Raw genomic sequence first — 15,517 nt, forward strand, 5'->3', positions numbered from 1 at the left:
GTCATGCTAAATACTTTTCACGGGGAATAACGCAGGCGATGCCAGGATAGTTTGAGGAAACAATTAAAATTGGCTTAAAGATATCTAGAGGGTAACGCTGATGCTGGCGGTGAAGTAACCGGTGATAGAGGTATCTTCTCCCTGGAAGAGTTTAAACACGGTGTACGACGGGGAGATAGCCACTTTGCCGATGATGTAGGATGCTCTCACGCCCAGGTCCACCGCGCGCGGCTGGAATGCGCTGCCGTCGCTGAGCGCGGTTTCAACGGGCACGTCCATATCCGGCCTGCGCCTTCTGCCCTTGCCCTGTTTTTTCGCGATGTTCGAGCGGCTGACGTATCTGAAACTTTTGAGGTTGCTGAAATATTTGGCGGTGCCGGAAGTGAGGGAAGCCACTGGCATCAGTAACACGGCGTCTTTCTTTTTAAGCACGTCCAGGAATATGAAGGGATGGCGTACGTCCAGGATGATATTGAAGTCGTTGCCTTTGACGGAAAGACTGTTCCGCCCGTCCGTCTCATTATATTTGCCCCATCCGAAATCTAAGCTGATACCGGGTTCCAGCCACCATTTGCGCCAGAAAAAGTACGCGAACAGTTCGTTCGTGATCGGTGTGGGCGGCACATCCGTTGAATCGCGGTAGAAATATTTTGTGTAAGAGCCACCTGCTATAAAGTTGCGGTGTTTCGTGTAGTCGTAACCGGCGTTGAGGTCCAGTTCAAACCAGGGGCGCTGCTCCGCGCCGAGCAGGTAATACGCGTAAGTGGAGGCATACAACCCGCTTTTATGATTGTAGGAAACGTTCGGCGATAAAAAAGATTTCATGTTCACCGGCCTGAAAGCATCCGTGGTTTTGCCGCCGTACGCGGGATTGTTCCCAAAACCAAGACCGAACACCCATTCATTCTTCGGCTGCCTGTTCAGCAGCGAATCCAGTTGCCTTTCCAGGTCCGCCAGGTCCTGCAGGTCGGCAGCACTTTGCCCCATCACCCGCAGGGAGGTGATCACAATAGTCAGGATAATGAGAAAGGGGCTTTTCATCACCTGCAATATAACCAAACTTTATACCAGTTCAATCACCGTGATCTCGGGCATGATGCCTACCCTGCCGGGGTAGCCGAGGAAGCCGAAACCGCGGTTCACATACAGCCGTTGTTTGCCGTCCTGGTACATGCCCGCCCATTGTTTATAGATGTACTGGGCGGGGCTCCACTTAAAAAACGGTATCTCCAGCCCGAACTGCATGCCATGGGTATGGCCGGCCAGCATCAGGTCTATGTCCCGGTAGTCCGGGCGCACCTGGGCGTCCCAGTGGGTGGGGTCGTGTGAGAGGAGTATTTTAAAGGGAATGTTTTCGCTGCCGGCGTAGGCCGCGGCAAGGTCGCCTTTGCGGGGAAAGCGGGGATTCGCGCTCCAGTTCTCCACCCCCAGCAGGGCAATTTTATCCCCGTTTTTTTCCAATACGGTATGTTCGTTCATCAGCAGTTTCCAGCCCATTTCGCCGTGCATGGCTTTGAGGCGTTCCAGGTTGGCCACTTTCAGCTGGCTTTTGCGGTCCGCGTCGTAGTCCGGCCAGGGGTAATAGTCGCCGTAGTCATGGTTGCCCAGGGTGGAATAGACGCCCATGGGCGCCTGTAACTGGTTAAAGACGTGGAGGTAGTCGTTCATTTCGTCCGCCTTGTCGTTCACCAGGTCACCGGTGAAGAGGATAAGATCGGGCTTCTGGGCTTTGATGAGCTCAATCCCTTTTATAACGGCGGCTTTGTCCGTAAAGCTGCCGGAGTGGACGTCCGAGATCTGCACGATCTTCAGGCCTTTGAAAGCGGCCGGTAAGTTGTTGAAAGTGAGGCGGATCTTGCGGACGTGGTAGTTGTATTTGTTGCTGAGGCCGTACAGCAGGGTGCCCAGCATGGTGCCGCCGAGGAGGAAGCCTGATTTCATGAGGAACTGGGAGCGGGTGATGCCGGTCACTTCCCTGTTGCCATCGGCCGCGGCGGCTGCGGGGGCGGAGCTGAAACGTTCGTACACCCACATAACGGCGCGGCGGCCGTCATCGGCCAGGAGGAACACGACGATGAGCGCTTTGGCGAAGAACAGGCCGAAGGCGAAGGTGAGGTAATAAGAACGGGCTTCCATGAACTTTTCCCAGGGAATGCGGGAGTAAAAGACGATGGAAAATATCACCATGGCGGAAGCCAGCCAGTATATACTGAATATCAGCACTTTCCATTTTGGGGAAAGATTGACAACGAGGGTGCGGAGGGCCATAAAGACGTAGGTGTCCATAGCGGCCATCACGAGGATCAGGATGATGGAGGAGAAAAGATTCGGTCCAGCTCTCATAAATAGCTTACAATCATTGGTTTAAAAAATCGAACCGCAAATTTACCACAAACCGCCGGTTCGGGGCGACTTATATGGTAGGTAGACGATCTTCTGACTGAAAAATTGCAAAACGGGGCAAAAAAGGCTACTTTTCCCCACTGGCGCTGTGTGAATAAATAAATCCGGGGCGTGGCCCGTATTTAGGAGATTGGTTGTATTTTTGTCCGATTAGGTTATTATAATTTATTATTACAATATGAAGTTCACCTATTACGGCCATTCCAGCTTTGCGGTGGAAATCAAGGGCAAAAAGATCGTATTTGACCCCTTTATCACGCACAACGAGCTGGCCCGTTCAATAGATGTAAATCGTATTGAAGCGGATTACATTTTTGTGTCGCACGGGCACAGCGATCATGTGGCGGACCTGATGGACCTGGCAAAACGTACCGGCGCTACCGTAGTGGGGGCGTTTGAGCTGACCGAGTGGGTGGGCAAACAGGGGCATGAGAAGGTGCACCCGATGAACACAGGGGGCAAATGGGCGTTTGATTTCGGGACGGTGAAATGTACCGTGGCCCATCACAGCAGCGGCCTGCCCGACGGCAGTTACGGCGGCAACCCGATGGGGTTCATTTTTATCACAGAAGAAGGCAATTTCCATTATAGCGGCGATACCGCGCTTACATTCGACATGGAGCTGATACCGCGCTGGGCGAAGCTGGACTATGCCATCCTGCCCATCGGGGACAACTTTACGATGGGCGTGGAAGATGCCGTGATAGCGGCCGAATTTATAGAATGCAGTAAGATCATCGGGGTACATTACGACACCTTTGGTTACATCAAGATAGATAAAGCGGATGCGGTCCGTCAGTTTGAAGCGGCGGGGCTTACCCTGCTGCTGCCGGCGATCGGAGAAACTATTGACGTTTAATTGATTCCTATTATCCTATTCAACCTTAGAATTTAAGACAGAACAATGGCTAGAATTATCGCAATCGCCAATCAGAAAGGGGGCGTCGGAAAAACCACCAGCGCTATCAACCTCGCCAGCAGCCTGGCCGTATTGGAGTACAAAACACTGCTCGTAGACGCAGACCCTCAGGCAAACAGCACCACGGGGCTGGGCTTTGACCTGCGCAACATCCAGCAGAGCCTGTACGACTGTATGGTAAACGATGTACAGGCCCGCGACGTGGTGCTGGAATCGGATACCCCGAACCTGAAGGTGCTTCCCTCCCATATAGACCTGGTAGGCGCGGAACTGGAGCTCATCAACCACCCGAACAGGGAAAGGGTGATGAAGCAGGTGATCGATCCTATCAAAGACGAATACGACTTTATTATCGTAGACTGCTCCCCCTCCCTCGGCCTGATCACCGTGAACGCCCTGGTGGCCTCCCACTCCGTGATCATCCCCGTGCAATGCGAATTCTTCGCGTTGGAAGGCCTGGGCAAATTGCTCAATACCATCAAGATCGTACAAAGCCGCCTGAATATAGAACTGGAAATAGAAGGTATCCTGATGACCATGTACGACGGGCGCCTGCGCCTCAGTAACCAGGTCGTGGACGAGGTGAAACAACACTTCGAGGAAAGCGTATTCAACACCATCATTCACCGCAATACCAAGCTGGGCGAAGCGCCGAGCTTCGGTAAATCCGTGATCATGTACGATGCCATGAGCACCGGCGCGATCAACTACCTGAACCTGGCAAAGGAAATACTGCAAAAGCATAACTTTACCAAGATCAAAACCGAAGATAAAATCCTTGCAATAAACGATGACCAATCCGAGTAAGAAAGAGGCGTTGGGGAAAGGCATCCGCTCGCTGTTACAGAACATAGACACAGACCTGAAGCAAACCACCAGCGCTTTGGGCGATACCGTTGTAGCCCAGGCTACCGGCATAGAGCGGATCCCGCTGGACCAGATTGAGATCAATCCCAAGCAACCGCGCCGGGATTTTGACGAGCAGGCTTTACAGGAACTGAGCCAGTCCATCAAACTGCACGATATCATCCAGCCGGTCACGGTTTCCCGCATCGGCAAAAAATACCAGCTCATCGCGGGCGAACGCCGCTTCCGCGCCAGTAAAATGGCGGGCCTGAAAGACATTCCGGCCTACGTTCGCCAGGCAAACGATCATGAGCTCCTGGAACTAGCCCTGCTGGAAAACCTACAGCGCGAAAATCTCAACGCCATTGAGATCGGCCTTAGCTACAAACGCCTGATGGAAGAGATAGACCTCACCCAGGAACAGGTAGCCGAGCGCATGGGCAAAGAACGCAGCACCGTTACCAACTACATCCGCCTGCTGAAACTGCCGCCGGACATCCAGGTGGCCGTGCGCAACAACAAACTCAGTATGGGCCACGCCCGCACCCTCATCGGCGTGGAAAACGTGGAAAAACAACTCTACATTTTCGGGGAGATCATGAAGAACGGCCTTTCCGTACGCCAGACAGAAGAACTGGTGCGGAAAGTGAATCATATAGACAAAGGGAACGCGAAAAAACCCGTTAAAAGCAACCTGCCGCCCGCTTACCAGAAGATCCAGGACAACCTGGCCACTCACTTCTCCACCAAAGTACACCTGGACAGGAGCAAGGCCGGTAAAGGCAGCATCAATATCGAGTTCTATTCAGACGAGGAGTTGGACGCAATCCTGGAAAAATTATCATTATACGGTGAAAAATAGATCAGGGTACCTGGTATGCTTCCTTTTGTGCCTGTTCATTTTACCCGCCATTAACAGTTATGCGCAGAAGGACACCACGGTGAATAAACCAGTGAGGGATTCCCTGCTGCGCCGTAACGCCGTGGCGGAAAAAGATACCGCGCAGTCCGCCGTAGACACCCTGCTGGCCAATTACAAACCTCTTCACAGCCCCCGCAAGGCCGCTTTTTATTCCGCTGTATTACCCGGCCTCGGCCAGATCTACAACCGCGATTACTGGAAAGTACCGCTCGTATACGCTGCATTGGGCGTGAGCACCGGCGTATTCATCTGGAATATGGACAAATACAAGGAGTTCAGGGATGCTTACCGCATCCGCGTGGCGAACCAGAACAACCCGGAATACAAAGACAAGTACCCGCTTTATACAGATGGCGACCTTCGTTATCTTCGTGATGCATACCGCCAGTACGTCGATTATTCCGTATTGGTGTTCGTAGCCGCTTATGCGCTCAATATCGTGGATGCCACCGTATTTGCGCACCTCCGGCAGTTCGACATCAGCAATGACCTCAGCATGCGCATAGGCCCCCGGCTGATCAACAACCGCACCCTCGGCATCGGGGTCAACATTTCCCTCAGCCCGCGTAAAAACAAACCGCAGGGCCTGGCAATCAGATAAATCACCTTATTTACACAGATATGAAAATAGCATTGATCGGATACGGTAAAATGGGCCAAGCCATTGAAGCCATCGCCCAGGGCCGCGGGCACGAAATCGTACACCGCATAGACATCAACAGCCCGCAGCTGCTGGAAAAAGAGAACCTTTCCCAGGCGGATGTGGCCATTGAGTTCACCACCCCCGAAACGGCTTACCACAATATCCTGAAATGCTTCGATGCAAACGTGCCCGTGATTTGCGGCACCACCGGCTGGCTGGACAAACTGCCCGAAGTGAAGGCCCAATGCCTTGAAAAACACCAGGCATTCCTTTACGCGAGCAATTTCAGCATCGGCGTAAACATCTTTTTTGAACTGAACCGTCGCCTGGCCGAGCTGATGGGCACCCAGCCCCAGTACAATGTGCATATGGAGGAGATCCACCACACCCAGAAAAAAGACGCCCCCAGCGGCACCGCCATCACCCTTGCGGAGCAGATCGTGGACGCGCTGCCCGGTAAAAAGGCCTGGGTGAACCAACATACCACGAACCCCGAGGAACTGTACATCGAGTCCCGGAGAGTGGATCCCGCGCCCGGCACCCACATTATCAACTACCACTCCCCGATAGACGATATTACCATCATCCACACCGCCCACTCCCGCGAAGGCTTTGCAGCCGGGGCTGTAACGGCGGCCGAATGGCTGAAAGGGAAAAAAGGCATCTTTACGATGAAAGACGTGCTGAGCCTGTAACGGCCTCAAAATGCCGGCAGTGGCTGGTCCGGAGCGCCGGCTCCCCGCCTTTGCGTTGAACATTTCCCCTCCGGGGTCCGTACAGCGTTCGGCAGTGGGCTGCAAAAACGGCAGCTTTTTGTTATATTTGTGTTTTGGGAGTGCAAAAAAAACAATAAGGAGCATCAACGAATATGTTGTCTAAAAAAACACAATATGCGTTCCACGCATTAATCTACCTGGCGGAAAATGTTGACAAAGGCCCCATTCTGATCTCCGAGATCGCGGCTGAGAAGAGTATTTCCATCAAGTTCCTGGAAAACATTCTGTTGGAGTTGAAAAATGCCGGTATCTTAGGAAGTAAAAAAGGCAAAGGCGGAGGGTATTACCTCATGCGTACGCCCAAGGAAATACCCCTGGCGCGTATTATCCGCCTGCTCGACGGCCCTATCGCCCTGCTGCCCTGCGTGAGCCTCAATTATTACGAGCGCTGCGAGAATTGCAAGGACGAAGCCATTTGCGGCCTCCACGAGGTCATGAGCAAAGTAAGGGACGCCACCCTTAAATTACTGGAAAACAAGTCCCTCAAAGATATTCTGACCAGGGATTAACATCGTTATATGGGTTTATAAGCAGGGAAAGGCCGTGGGTCTTTCCCTTTTTTTATGTTAATGCCCCCGGAACAGCCCCCTCCACTGCGGTCCAATTGTTAATGGCGCTCCCATAAAAAATACTCATAACTAGGTATTGTAAAGCGTTTCCAGCTCCGATAACTTTGTGGCTTACAATGTACTAGGTACTGATACACCTGGAAAATATCTTACCAGGTATACCTGTTGCAATGGAAATAGCGGCCCTGCCCCTACCCTTGTTAACGCGTATACTTTTTAATCTGCTTTTCAGAGAGTTTGATGATAAAAAAACGTTCCCCAGGAAAGTTGCAAGAGCCCCGGAATCCGGGGCTCTTTTTAATTTTTTTCCCACACTCCTCATTTTAGTCTATCTTTTTTATAGGTTTTATGTATTTTTGTTGTCAGGCAACGAGAGGAAGTTTTATGAAAGATTTAGCAGGGCTGGTGGCCCAACAAAAGGATATTGCTGCAGGAATACGCATATTAACAGATACATTTCCCGGCGCAGTCGCTTTTTCCACTTCATTTGGTCAGGAAGACCAGGTGCTGGCAGACATCATCTGGCGAAACCGGCTGCCCGTCCGCGTATTTACGCTGGATACCGGCCGCCTCTTCCAGGAAACCTATGACCTCATGGACCTCACCCTCGCCCGCTACAAACAGCATTTTGAGGTTTATTTCCCTGAAACAGCCGCTGTGGAAGCCCTGTTAAAGGAAAAAGGCCCGAACAGCTTTTACGAATCGGTGGACAACCGTAAGGAATGCTGCCACATCCGTAAAGTAGTGCCCCTCAACCGCGCCCTGCAAGGCACAAAGGTCTGGATCACCGGCCTGCGCGCCGAACAAAGCGAAAACCGTCATGATATGCCCGCGCTGGAGTGGGATGAAGGCAGGCAGTTGTGGAAATACAACCCGCTCATCCACTGGACTTTCGAAGAGATGACCGCATACCTGAAGGACAATAATGTGCCGTATAACAAACTGCACGACAAAGGTTTTATCAGCATCGGCTGCGCACCCTGCACCCGTGCCATAGAACCCGGGGAACACCCAAGAGCCGGCCGCTGGTGGTGGGAAACCTCGAAAAAAGAATGCGGCCTTCACAGTAGTTAGATTAAGTATAATAGCAAGATAATGAGTAGTATTCAATGGCAATTCCCGCGGGCACTGGAAGATGAGGCAATCTACATCCTCCGTGAAACCGCAGCGCAATTTGAAAAGCCCGCCATCCTGTTCTCGGGCGGCAAGGACTCTATCACCCTCGTACGCCTGGCCCAGAAAGCCTTCCACCCGGGAAAGATCCCTTTTCCTTTATTGCATGTAGACACTGGTCATAACTTCCCCGAAACCATCCAGTTCCGCGACTGGCTCGTGGAAACCCTCGGCCTGGAGCTGATCGTACGTAATGTACAGGACAGCATCAACCAGGGTAAAGTGAAAGAAGAAACCGGCAAATATGCTTCCCGCAACGCCCTCCAGACCGTTACCCTCCTCGATGCCATTGAAGAACTGAAGTTCGACGCCTGCATCGGCGGCGCAAGACGCGATGAAGAAAAAGCCCGCGCCAAAGAAAGGATATTTTCCGTGCGCGACGAGTTTGGCCAGTGGAACGCCAAAATACAACGCCCCGAATTGTTCGACCACCTGAACGGAAAGATCAATATCGGCGAAAACGTACGAGTGTTCCCCATCTCCAACTGGACGGAACTGGACGTATGGAATTATATCCGCGAGGAAAATCTAGCCATTCCTTCTATCTATTTCTCCCACGAACGCGAGATCATCGAGCGCGACGGGATGTACTGGCCTTATTCCGAATATCTCAACACCACCGAAGAAGAAGTGCCTTTCCGCACAAAAGTACGCTTCCGCACGGTGGGCGATATGACCTGTACCGCCGCGGTACTGTCCGAAGCAGACAAGCTGGAAGACATCATCACGGAAATACTCGCCGCCAAGATCTCTGAAAGAGGCGCGAGGATAGATGACAAACGCTCCGAAGCCGCGATGGAAAAACGCAAACAGGCCGGATACTTTTAATCACGAACAACGAATTGTAACATGGACGTTTTACGTATAACCACCTCCGGTAGTGTAGATGATGGAAAAAGCACCCTCATCGGGCGCCTCCTGTTCGACACCAAATCCATCACCCAGGATAAAATGGAAGCCCTCACGGCAGCCAGCAAACGCAAGGGGCTGGACTTCACCGATCTTTCCCTGCTCACGGACGGCCTCATCGCCGAACGCGAACAAGGCATCACCATCGACGTGGCGCATATCTACTTCTCCACACCCAACCGCAAATACATTATCGCCGATACGCCCGGCCACTTTGAATACACCCGTAACATGGTGACCGGCGCTTCCACCGCCCAGGTATCGCTCATCCTCATCGATGCGCGCAAAGGCATCGTGGAGCAGACCTACCGCCACTTCTTCATCGCCTGTATGCTGCGCATCCCCCACCTGGTGGTGTGCATCAACAAAATGGACCTGGTGGATTATGACGAAACCCGTTACAACCAGATCACGGAAGATTTCCAGCAGCTGCTGAAAGGCTCCTTCTACGAAGGAAAAGAAGTAAGCATCGTGCCCATGTCTTCCCTGTATGGCGAAAACGTGGTGACCAGCACCGAAAAGATCAGCTGGTACAAAGGCCTGCCTCTGCTGGATTACCTGGAAAAGATCGCCTTCGATGACGAAGACCGCCAGCACCCGGCCCGCTTCCCCGTACAGTACGTGATACGCCCTAAAAACGAGCAATACCACGACTTCCGCGGCTTCGCCGGCAAAGTGGCCAGCGGCAGCCTGCATGTAGGCGAAGAGATCGTGTCCCTGCACAACGGGCAACGCAGCAAAATAAAAAGCATCGAAAAGTTCGAACAACAGCTCTCTGCCGCACATGCGGGAGACAGCGTGGTGATCACGCTGGAAGATGAGATCGATATCAGCCGCGGCAACCTGCTGGCCACCCCGGACAGGGTGCCCGAAGGCCGCAAGGAGATCATCGCGCAGATCTGCTGGATGGACCAGCAGAAGCTGTCACCCGGCAAAACCTACCTGCTCCAGCACGGCGCCAACCGCATCAAGGCGAAAGTGCAACAGATACTGGGCGTAACCGAGGTAACGACGAACCGCACCGAAGAAAAAACAGACATGGGCCTGAACGACATCGGGCGCATTACCCTGAAGACCGCCCAGCCCGTGTTTGCCGATGCATACGCAATAAACCCGGCCAATGGCACGTTCATTCTGGTGGACGAGTTCAGCAATGCCACCGTGGCGGTAGGATTCGTGGAATAAGGACCATCTGTCAACTAAAATAAAAAAGCCGGCGCATCATTGCCCGGCTTTACTTTTTTACATCATTTCTTATCAGGTTGCCATTGTAGTTAACCGATTTTAAGTTCCATCGCCTCAGTTCCCTTTCGCCATCGCCTCGCGGCCGTCCTGCTTTTCAGGCGGCGTTACGTTCAGCCATACCAGCTTCACGTCCCTCCTGCTTTCAGGCGTGCGTTTCAGCGTTACCAGCCTGCGTTTTTCCGCATCATAATCCGCAATAGAAAACATGGCCACCTGCCTGTCTTCCGGCGAAAACACCAGGTCGCGCATCGGGATCGTCTCCTCTCCTTCCAGTGAATAAAAATACCCGTGACAGTTGCTGATATCCCTGATGGCGGCCTGTTTGCCGCGTTCGAGCTGTTTGTGTTTTTCGTCCAGGTCGTTCACCAGGATGTAGCCGGGGATGTAAGTGAAAAACTTGTACTGGTCGTCCCAATTGTGTTTCTCCTGTACATTCTCGCGGTTCTTCAGGTAAAATGGTTTCATGATCACGCCCTGGTTGATCTGCCGTTTGGGGATCATCCAGCTGTTCACTTCTTTGCCTTCCGCGTTGAAGTCCACCACTGCCACATTCGCCAGTACCGTACTGATCACGGTGGGGATGTTGTTCATCATCCGCACATGGTTGTCCAGCTCTTCGAACACGATGGCGTATGAGCCGTCCTGTTTGATAAAGATGTTTTGCGGCACGCCCGCGTATTCTTCTTTCGGCCCGAATACTTCCAGGCTTTTGCGGTTCACTTTATCAAGATAGATCTCTTTGGAATAAGAGATATTCATGCTGTGCAGCTTTACGGTGGCCAGGAAGGTGGTGGTCCGGGCTGCTTTTTTCTCTTCCTCTTTCACGGCCTGCATCAGCAAAAGCTGGTCTGTATGCGGGTTGTATTTGATAAAGGCGCCTACCGTATTCAGGCCTTTCGGGAATTTGAGATCGTGGAATGCGAAAAATATCCTGCCTTTTTCGAGGGTGGCGAGTTTCAGCACCGTGCTGTCTTTCTCCGGTGTTTTGTATTCCTCCATGCCCAGGATACAAAGCTGTTCTTCGCCGATCACCGCCATATCCCAGTACTGGAAGGGCACCTCGTTATCAAAGTTTTTGAACCGCGCGCGGCTGATCTCCCGGTGGCCCGCGCCAAAATGTACGATCTGGTAACCGCCGTCTGTTTCCTCTTCGGTATTGAAGTACATCCATATGGCGTAACTCTCGGACCAGGGGTCTTTGATCACCAGGAAATCCGAGGCGGAGATTACTCTTTTTTTGCGGAGGTTGATCTTATCCAGGTCCGCGATCACGGAGTCTTCCTGCAATTGCCCGGTATGCCCGTTGATGGTAAGCCTTTTCATGCGGGGATGTTTTTGTTCCCGGTCGCTGATGAAGAGGGTGGCGTTGCCGCCGGTTTCAAAAGCGGCGTCCAGGTTGCCGCCTTTCCAGGCAGCCCAATTGGTCGGGGTGGGCAGGGTGTCTATCCTGCGGTGTGCCGAGTCGAACAGCTGTATAGCAAGGCCGTTTCGCGCGGTATAATGCAGGAACAGGGTATTGCCGTTCTTCAGCTGGAGGATTCGGGCTGAGCCGTCCGCTGGTTCCTGGAAAGCCTGGCTTTCCGCAATGGTGGTGAACTGGGCATGTGCGGGAACGGCGAACCATGCAAGGAGGTACAGGATAGTGGTTATTCTCATCGGTTTCATAGGGATATACTATGTAAATATATGCAATTATATTTATATATCCCCGCGTCTTCAGGACAACAATATAAAGGTCCCAACCGGCCTTTCCCACTCCAAAACCTGAAAAAGTGTATGTTTCTAACCGGCCTCTAACCTACCTCCCGTTTTTTTCCATACAACGACAGTACCCTAACCGTATTGAAACAGTATTGTAACAGTAGTCATACTGTACTGATACAGTATTCATATAGTAGGGATATAGTAGGGATATAGTAGTAATAAAGCAGGGTAAAAGCGTTCATGAAGCATAGTAAAAGCGTTCGTGAAGCAGGGTAAAAGCGTTCGTAAAGCACAGTAAAAGCGTTCATGAAGCAGGGATAAAGCGTTCGCTAAGCTGGGAAAAAGCAATTGTCATGCGGAGCAGATAACGTGACAATTGATGCTTACGAAAGGATAACAAGATGAATACCATTACATTACATCAAATATAAAGCCAAAAAGCCTCCCTGCTACCAGGAAGGCTTTTGTTATAGAAGATGTTGAAAAATTACATTCCTTTCTGCGTTTTCAGGTTCTTCAGCATGTCCGCCGTCATTTTGGGGAGGTCAAACTCGGGTTTCCAGCCCCAGTCCTGCGCAGCCAGTTCATCATCAATGCTTTGCGGCCAGCCGTCCGCGATCTGCTGGCGGTAATCCGGCTCATAACTGATCGTGAAGGTGGGAATATGCTCCTTAATGGCCGCGGATATCTCTTTCGGGGAAAAGCTCATGCCGGAAAGGTTATAGGCGGACCGTACCTTGATGCTTGCGCTGTCCGCCTCCATCAGCTCGATAGTGGCGCGGATGGCATCTGGCATGTACATCATGGGCAGGTAGGTGTCTTCTTTCAGGAAACATTTGTAAGAACCTTCTTCCAGCGCATCGTGGTAGATCTCCACCGCATAATCTGTGGTGCCGCCGCCCGGCGCCGATTTATAGCTGATAAGGCCAGGGTAACGCAGGCTGCGTACATCTATGCCGTAACGGTGATTGTAATATTCACACCAACGTTCGCCGGCAAACTTGCTGATACCATAAATGGTGGTGGGCTCGATAATGGTATGCTGGGGCGTTTCCTGTCTTGGGCTGTTTGGCCCGAATACGGCGATGGAGCTGGGCCAGTAGATCTTGTCAAGGCCTTCTTCTTTCGCGATGTCCAGCACATTCAGCAGGCTGGCCATATTGATATGCCAGGCCAGCAGCGGATTCTTTTCGCCGGTGGCGCTCAGGATGGCCGCCAGCAGGTAGACCTGGGTAATGTTGTGACGGATCACCAGCACATGCAGCATCTCTTTATTCATCACATCCAGGGACACGTAGGGGCCGGTGCCTTTCAGCAGCTCATGCTCTTCACGGAGGTCCGATGCGATTACGTTGTTATCGCCATACATTTTCCGCAGGGCGAGCGTCAGTTCCACGCCTATTTGTCCGCATGCGCCAATTACCAGGATCTTATCTTTCTTCATATGGGAGGTTATATCGATTTGTGCCCAAATTTAATTTCAAGTCGCAATATTACCTGAATTGCTGTTGCAAACAATGACAATACAATAACAATTTGGACCCGCAGGTGTTCTGATTCGTAACCTGCCCATCAGCCTTAACCGGAAATAAGTTAATTTTGCGCCCATGAAACCCGAAAGGGGTTGTTCCAATCGACAATAAAAAGACTGAATAATGATAAAAACGTTAAAAGCACTGTTCAAAGAACAACACAATCCGGAAAACTTCTTCCTCATCGCAGGCCCCTGCGTTATTGAAGAAGAAGACCTGGTGATGGGCATCGCGGAAAAAGTGTCTGCTATCTGCAAAAGGCTCAATATCCCGTATGTGTTCAAAGCATCCTACCGCAAGGCAAACCGCACCAGCATCAACTCCTTCACCGGCATCGGCGATGTGGAAGGCCTGGACCTGCTGCAGAAAGTAGGGCAAACCTTCAACCTCCCCGTGACTTCAGATATTCACTCCGCCGCCGAAGCCGCTATGGCCGCCGCTTATGTGGATGTGCTCCAGATCCCCGCCTTCCTCTGCCGCCAAACGGACATCCTGCTCGCCGCGGCGGATACCGGCAAATTCGTCAATGTTAAAAAAGGCCAGTTCCTCAGCGGCGAATCCATGAAGTTTGCCGTGGAAAAGATCGAACAGGCGGGCAACAAACACATCCTGCTCACGGAAAGGGGCACTACTTTCGGTTACCAGGACCTGGTGGTGGATTACCGCAACATCCCCGTCATGAAAGGTCATGGCGTTCCCGTGGTAATGGACTGCACCCACTCCCTGCAGCAGCCGAACCAGCCCGGCGGTATCACCGGCGGCAATCCTAAAATGATCGGCACCATTGCCAAGGCGGCTATTGCCACCGGGGCGGACGGCCTTTTTATAGAAACCCATCCCGATCCGGCCAATGCAAAATCAGACGGCGCGAACATGCTCCGCCTGGACCTGCTGGAACCCTTGCTGGAAGAGCTGGTACGCATCCGTGAAGTGGTGGTGAAACACTGATAAAATATTTCTTCGTAACAAGGCAGGATCAGCAATGGTTCTGCCTTTTTTGCTTTTTAGTGTTGAAGATTTCCAGTAAATTCATACCACACAAAAAAATATAGCACCATGATTAATTTGCATCAATTAAAGGCAGGTGATATAGTGCTGGCGAAGTTTGAAGAACAGTTATCCGAAGGCAAAGTCCTGGAGCTGGACATACCCGCTGGCCAGGCATGTGTATTAACCCACGAAGAACAGGAAAACTGGTACAGCCCCGAAGACCTTTTCCCCATCCCGCTTACGGAAGAGCAGCTGGTAAGGCTGAAATTCAAAAGAACGGAAGAGCCGCCCATCAACGGCAGCGGCCAGGCCTGGATACGCGGCCCGTTCACCGTGCTGCTCCAGGACGGGGACACGCCGCATACCATCCTCCATTACCGGGACGAGACCCGGAACATTGCCGGCAGCCTGATGGTGCATGAACTGCAAAATCACTACCAGGGGATGACCCTTTTTCATCTCGAATAAAGACATAAAAAAAGCCCCGGAAGTTTCCGGGGCTTTTTTTTAAATATCTGTATATCAGAGATAACGCAGCGGGTTACGGCGTGCGTTCATGATGTAATTTTTGATGTTCATCCAGAATGCCAGGATCATATACACGATCAATGGGGAACCCATCGTGAGAAAAGTGGCATAAATGAAGAATATACGGATCCTGGAGGTGGCGATCCCCAGTTTATTGCCAAGGGCCGCACAAACACCAAAGGCCTTCCATTCTACAAAGTCTTTGATCTTGTTCATATTGCTCAAGAATATTTGTGTTCCAGGCATCAAATACCCGGATTCATATATCAAATTTATTCCAAATCTCGGTAAATAACAAAACAATTCCAGGCTTTGTGCCTCACTCTTAACTTTAAAAACTTTACGAAAATGATTAACT

The 15,517-nt window shown here is 51.7% G+C and carries 16 protein-coding genes; 11 read left to right on the top strand and 5 right to left on the bottom strand.

Features of this window, described 5'->3' with window-relative positions; translation table 11 throughout:
• Window positions 1–84 precede the first annotated feature (84 nt).
• Entirely contained in the window at window positions 85–1,041 is a 957-nt protein-coding gene (locus EG028_RS03740) for a hypothetical protein (RefSeq protein ID WP_120515543.1), read from the bottom strand.
• 21 nt (window positions 1,042–1,062) lie between these two features.
• Window positions 1,063–2,343, bottom strand: coding sequence for a metallophosphoesterase (locus tag EG028_RS03745; protein WP_120515542.1), 1,281 nt, complete (start codon window positions 2,341–2,343; stop codon window positions 1,063–1,065).
• A 238-nt stretch (window positions 2,344–2,581) separates the two neighbouring features.
• Here EG028_RS03745 and EG028_RS03750 point away from each other — a divergent pair, with 238 nt between their 5' ends.
• From EG028_RS03750 to EG028_RS03790, 9 genes are all read left to right on the top strand, one after another.
• Entirely contained in the window at window positions 2,582–3,262 is a 681-nt protein-coding gene (locus tag EG028_RS03750) for a metal-dependent hydrolase (RefSeq protein WP_120515541.1), read from the top strand.
• Window positions 3,263–3,307: 45 nt separating this feature from the next.
• Window positions 3,308–4,129 carry a ParA family protein gene (locus tag EG028_RS03755; RefSeq protein ID WP_120515540.1) on the top strand — a complete coding sequence of 274 codons (822 nt, stop codon included), beginning with the start codon at window positions 3,308–3,310 and terminating at the stop codon, window positions 4,127–4,129.
• Window positions 4,113–5,030 carry a ParB/RepB/Spo0J family partition protein gene (locus EG028_RS03760; RefSeq protein ID WP_120515539.1) on the top strand — a complete coding sequence of 306 codons (918 nt, stop codon included), beginning with the start codon at window positions 4,113–4,115 and terminating at the stop codon, window positions 5,028–5,030. Before EG028_RS03755 ends, EG028_RS03760 begins: the two co-directional genes overlap by 17 nt.
• The gene (locus EG028_RS03765) at window positions 5,020–5,691 is read left to right on the top strand and encodes a DUF5683 domain-containing protein (RefSeq protein WP_120515538.1); all 672 of its coding nucleotides are present in this window, start codon (window positions 5,020–5,022) and stop codon (window positions 5,689–5,691) included. The genes EG028_RS03760 and EG028_RS03765 overlap by 11 nt, the downstream gene beginning before the upstream one ends.
• A gap of 20 nt (window positions 5,692–5,711) precedes the next feature.
• Window positions 5,712–6,428, top strand: coding sequence for a 4-hydroxy-tetrahydrodipicolinate reductase (gene dapB / locus EG028_RS03770; RefSeq protein ID WP_120515537.1), 717 nt, complete (start codon window positions 5,712–5,714; stop codon window positions 6,426–6,428).
• 173 nt (window positions 6,429–6,601) lie between these two features.
• On the top strand, window positions 6,602–7,018 hold the full coding sequence (locus EG028_RS03775; protein ID WP_120515536.1) for an RrF2 family transcriptional regulator: 417 nt from the start codon (window positions 6,602–6,604) through the stop codon (window positions 7,016–7,018).
• Window positions 7,019–7,462: 444 nt separating this feature from the next.
• Window positions 7,463–8,152 (top strand): phosphoadenylyl-sulfate reductase, encoded by a 690-nt coding sequence (locus EG028_RS03780; protein WP_120515535.1) that lies wholly within the window; start codon window positions 7,463–7,465, stop codon window positions 8,150–8,152.
• A 21-nt stretch (window positions 8,153–8,173) separates the two neighbouring features.
• A complete protein-coding gene (gene cysD / locus EG028_RS03785) occupies window positions 8,174–9,079 on the top strand; it encodes a sulfate adenylyltransferase subunit CysD (protein WP_120515534.1) in 906 nt (301 codons plus the stop codon).
• 21 nt (window positions 9,080–9,100) lie between these two features.
• A complete protein-coding gene (locus tag EG028_RS03790) occupies window positions 9,101–10,345 on the top strand; it encodes a sulfate adenylyltransferase subunit 1 (RefSeq protein WP_120515533.1) in 1,245 nt (414 codons plus the stop codon).
• A gap of 114 nt (window positions 10,346–10,459) precedes the next feature.
• Here EG028_RS03790 and EG028_RS03795 read toward each other — a convergent pair whose 3' ends face one another.
• Both EG028_RS03795 and EG028_RS03800 read right to left on the bottom strand, forming a co-directional pair.
• Window positions 10,460–12,070, bottom strand: a complete 1,611-nt coding sequence (locus tag EG028_RS03795; RefSeq protein ID WP_120515532.1) for a hypothetical protein — start codon at window positions 12,068–12,070, stop codon at window positions 10,460–10,462.
• A gap of 526 nt (window positions 12,071–12,596) precedes the next feature.
• Window positions 12,597–13,553: an NAD-dependent epimerase/dehydratase family protein gene (locus EG028_RS03800; protein WP_120515531.1), complete on the bottom strand. Its 957-nt coding sequence runs from the start codon at window positions 13,551–13,553 to the stop codon at window positions 12,597–12,599.
• A gap of 211 nt (window positions 13,554–13,764) precedes the next feature.
• On the opposite strand from EG028_RS03800, the gene kdsA reads away from it, so the two are divergent.
• Both kdsA and EG028_RS03810 read left to right on the top strand, forming a co-directional pair.
• A complete protein-coding gene (kdsA, locus tag EG028_RS03805) occupies window positions 13,765–14,589 on the top strand; it encodes a 3-deoxy-8-phosphooctulonate synthase (protein ID WP_120515530.1) in 825 nt (274 codons plus the stop codon).
• Between the two features lie 108 nt (window positions 14,590–14,697).
• The gene (locus EG028_RS03810; protein WP_123864547.1) at window positions 14,698–15,099 is read left to right on the top strand and encodes a hypothetical protein; all 402 of its coding nucleotides are present in this window, start codon (window positions 14,698–14,700) and stop codon (window positions 15,097–15,099) included.
• Between the two features lie 54 nt (window positions 15,100–15,153).
• On the opposite strand, the gene EG028_RS03815 is transcribed toward EG028_RS03810, so the two are convergent.
• Complete coding sequence (locus tag EG028_RS03815; protein ID WP_120515528.1) at window positions 15,154–15,375, bottom strand: PspC domain-containing protein; 222 nt, start codon at window positions 15,373–15,375, stop codon at window positions 15,154–15,156.
• Window positions 15,376–15,517: the final 142 nt, after the last annotated feature.

This window comes from Chitinophaga barathri (genome assembly GCF_003807585.1).
Classification (GTDB): domain Bacteria; phylum Bacteroidota; class Bacteroidia; order Chitinophagales; family Chitinophagaceae; genus Chitinophaga; species Chitinophaga barathri.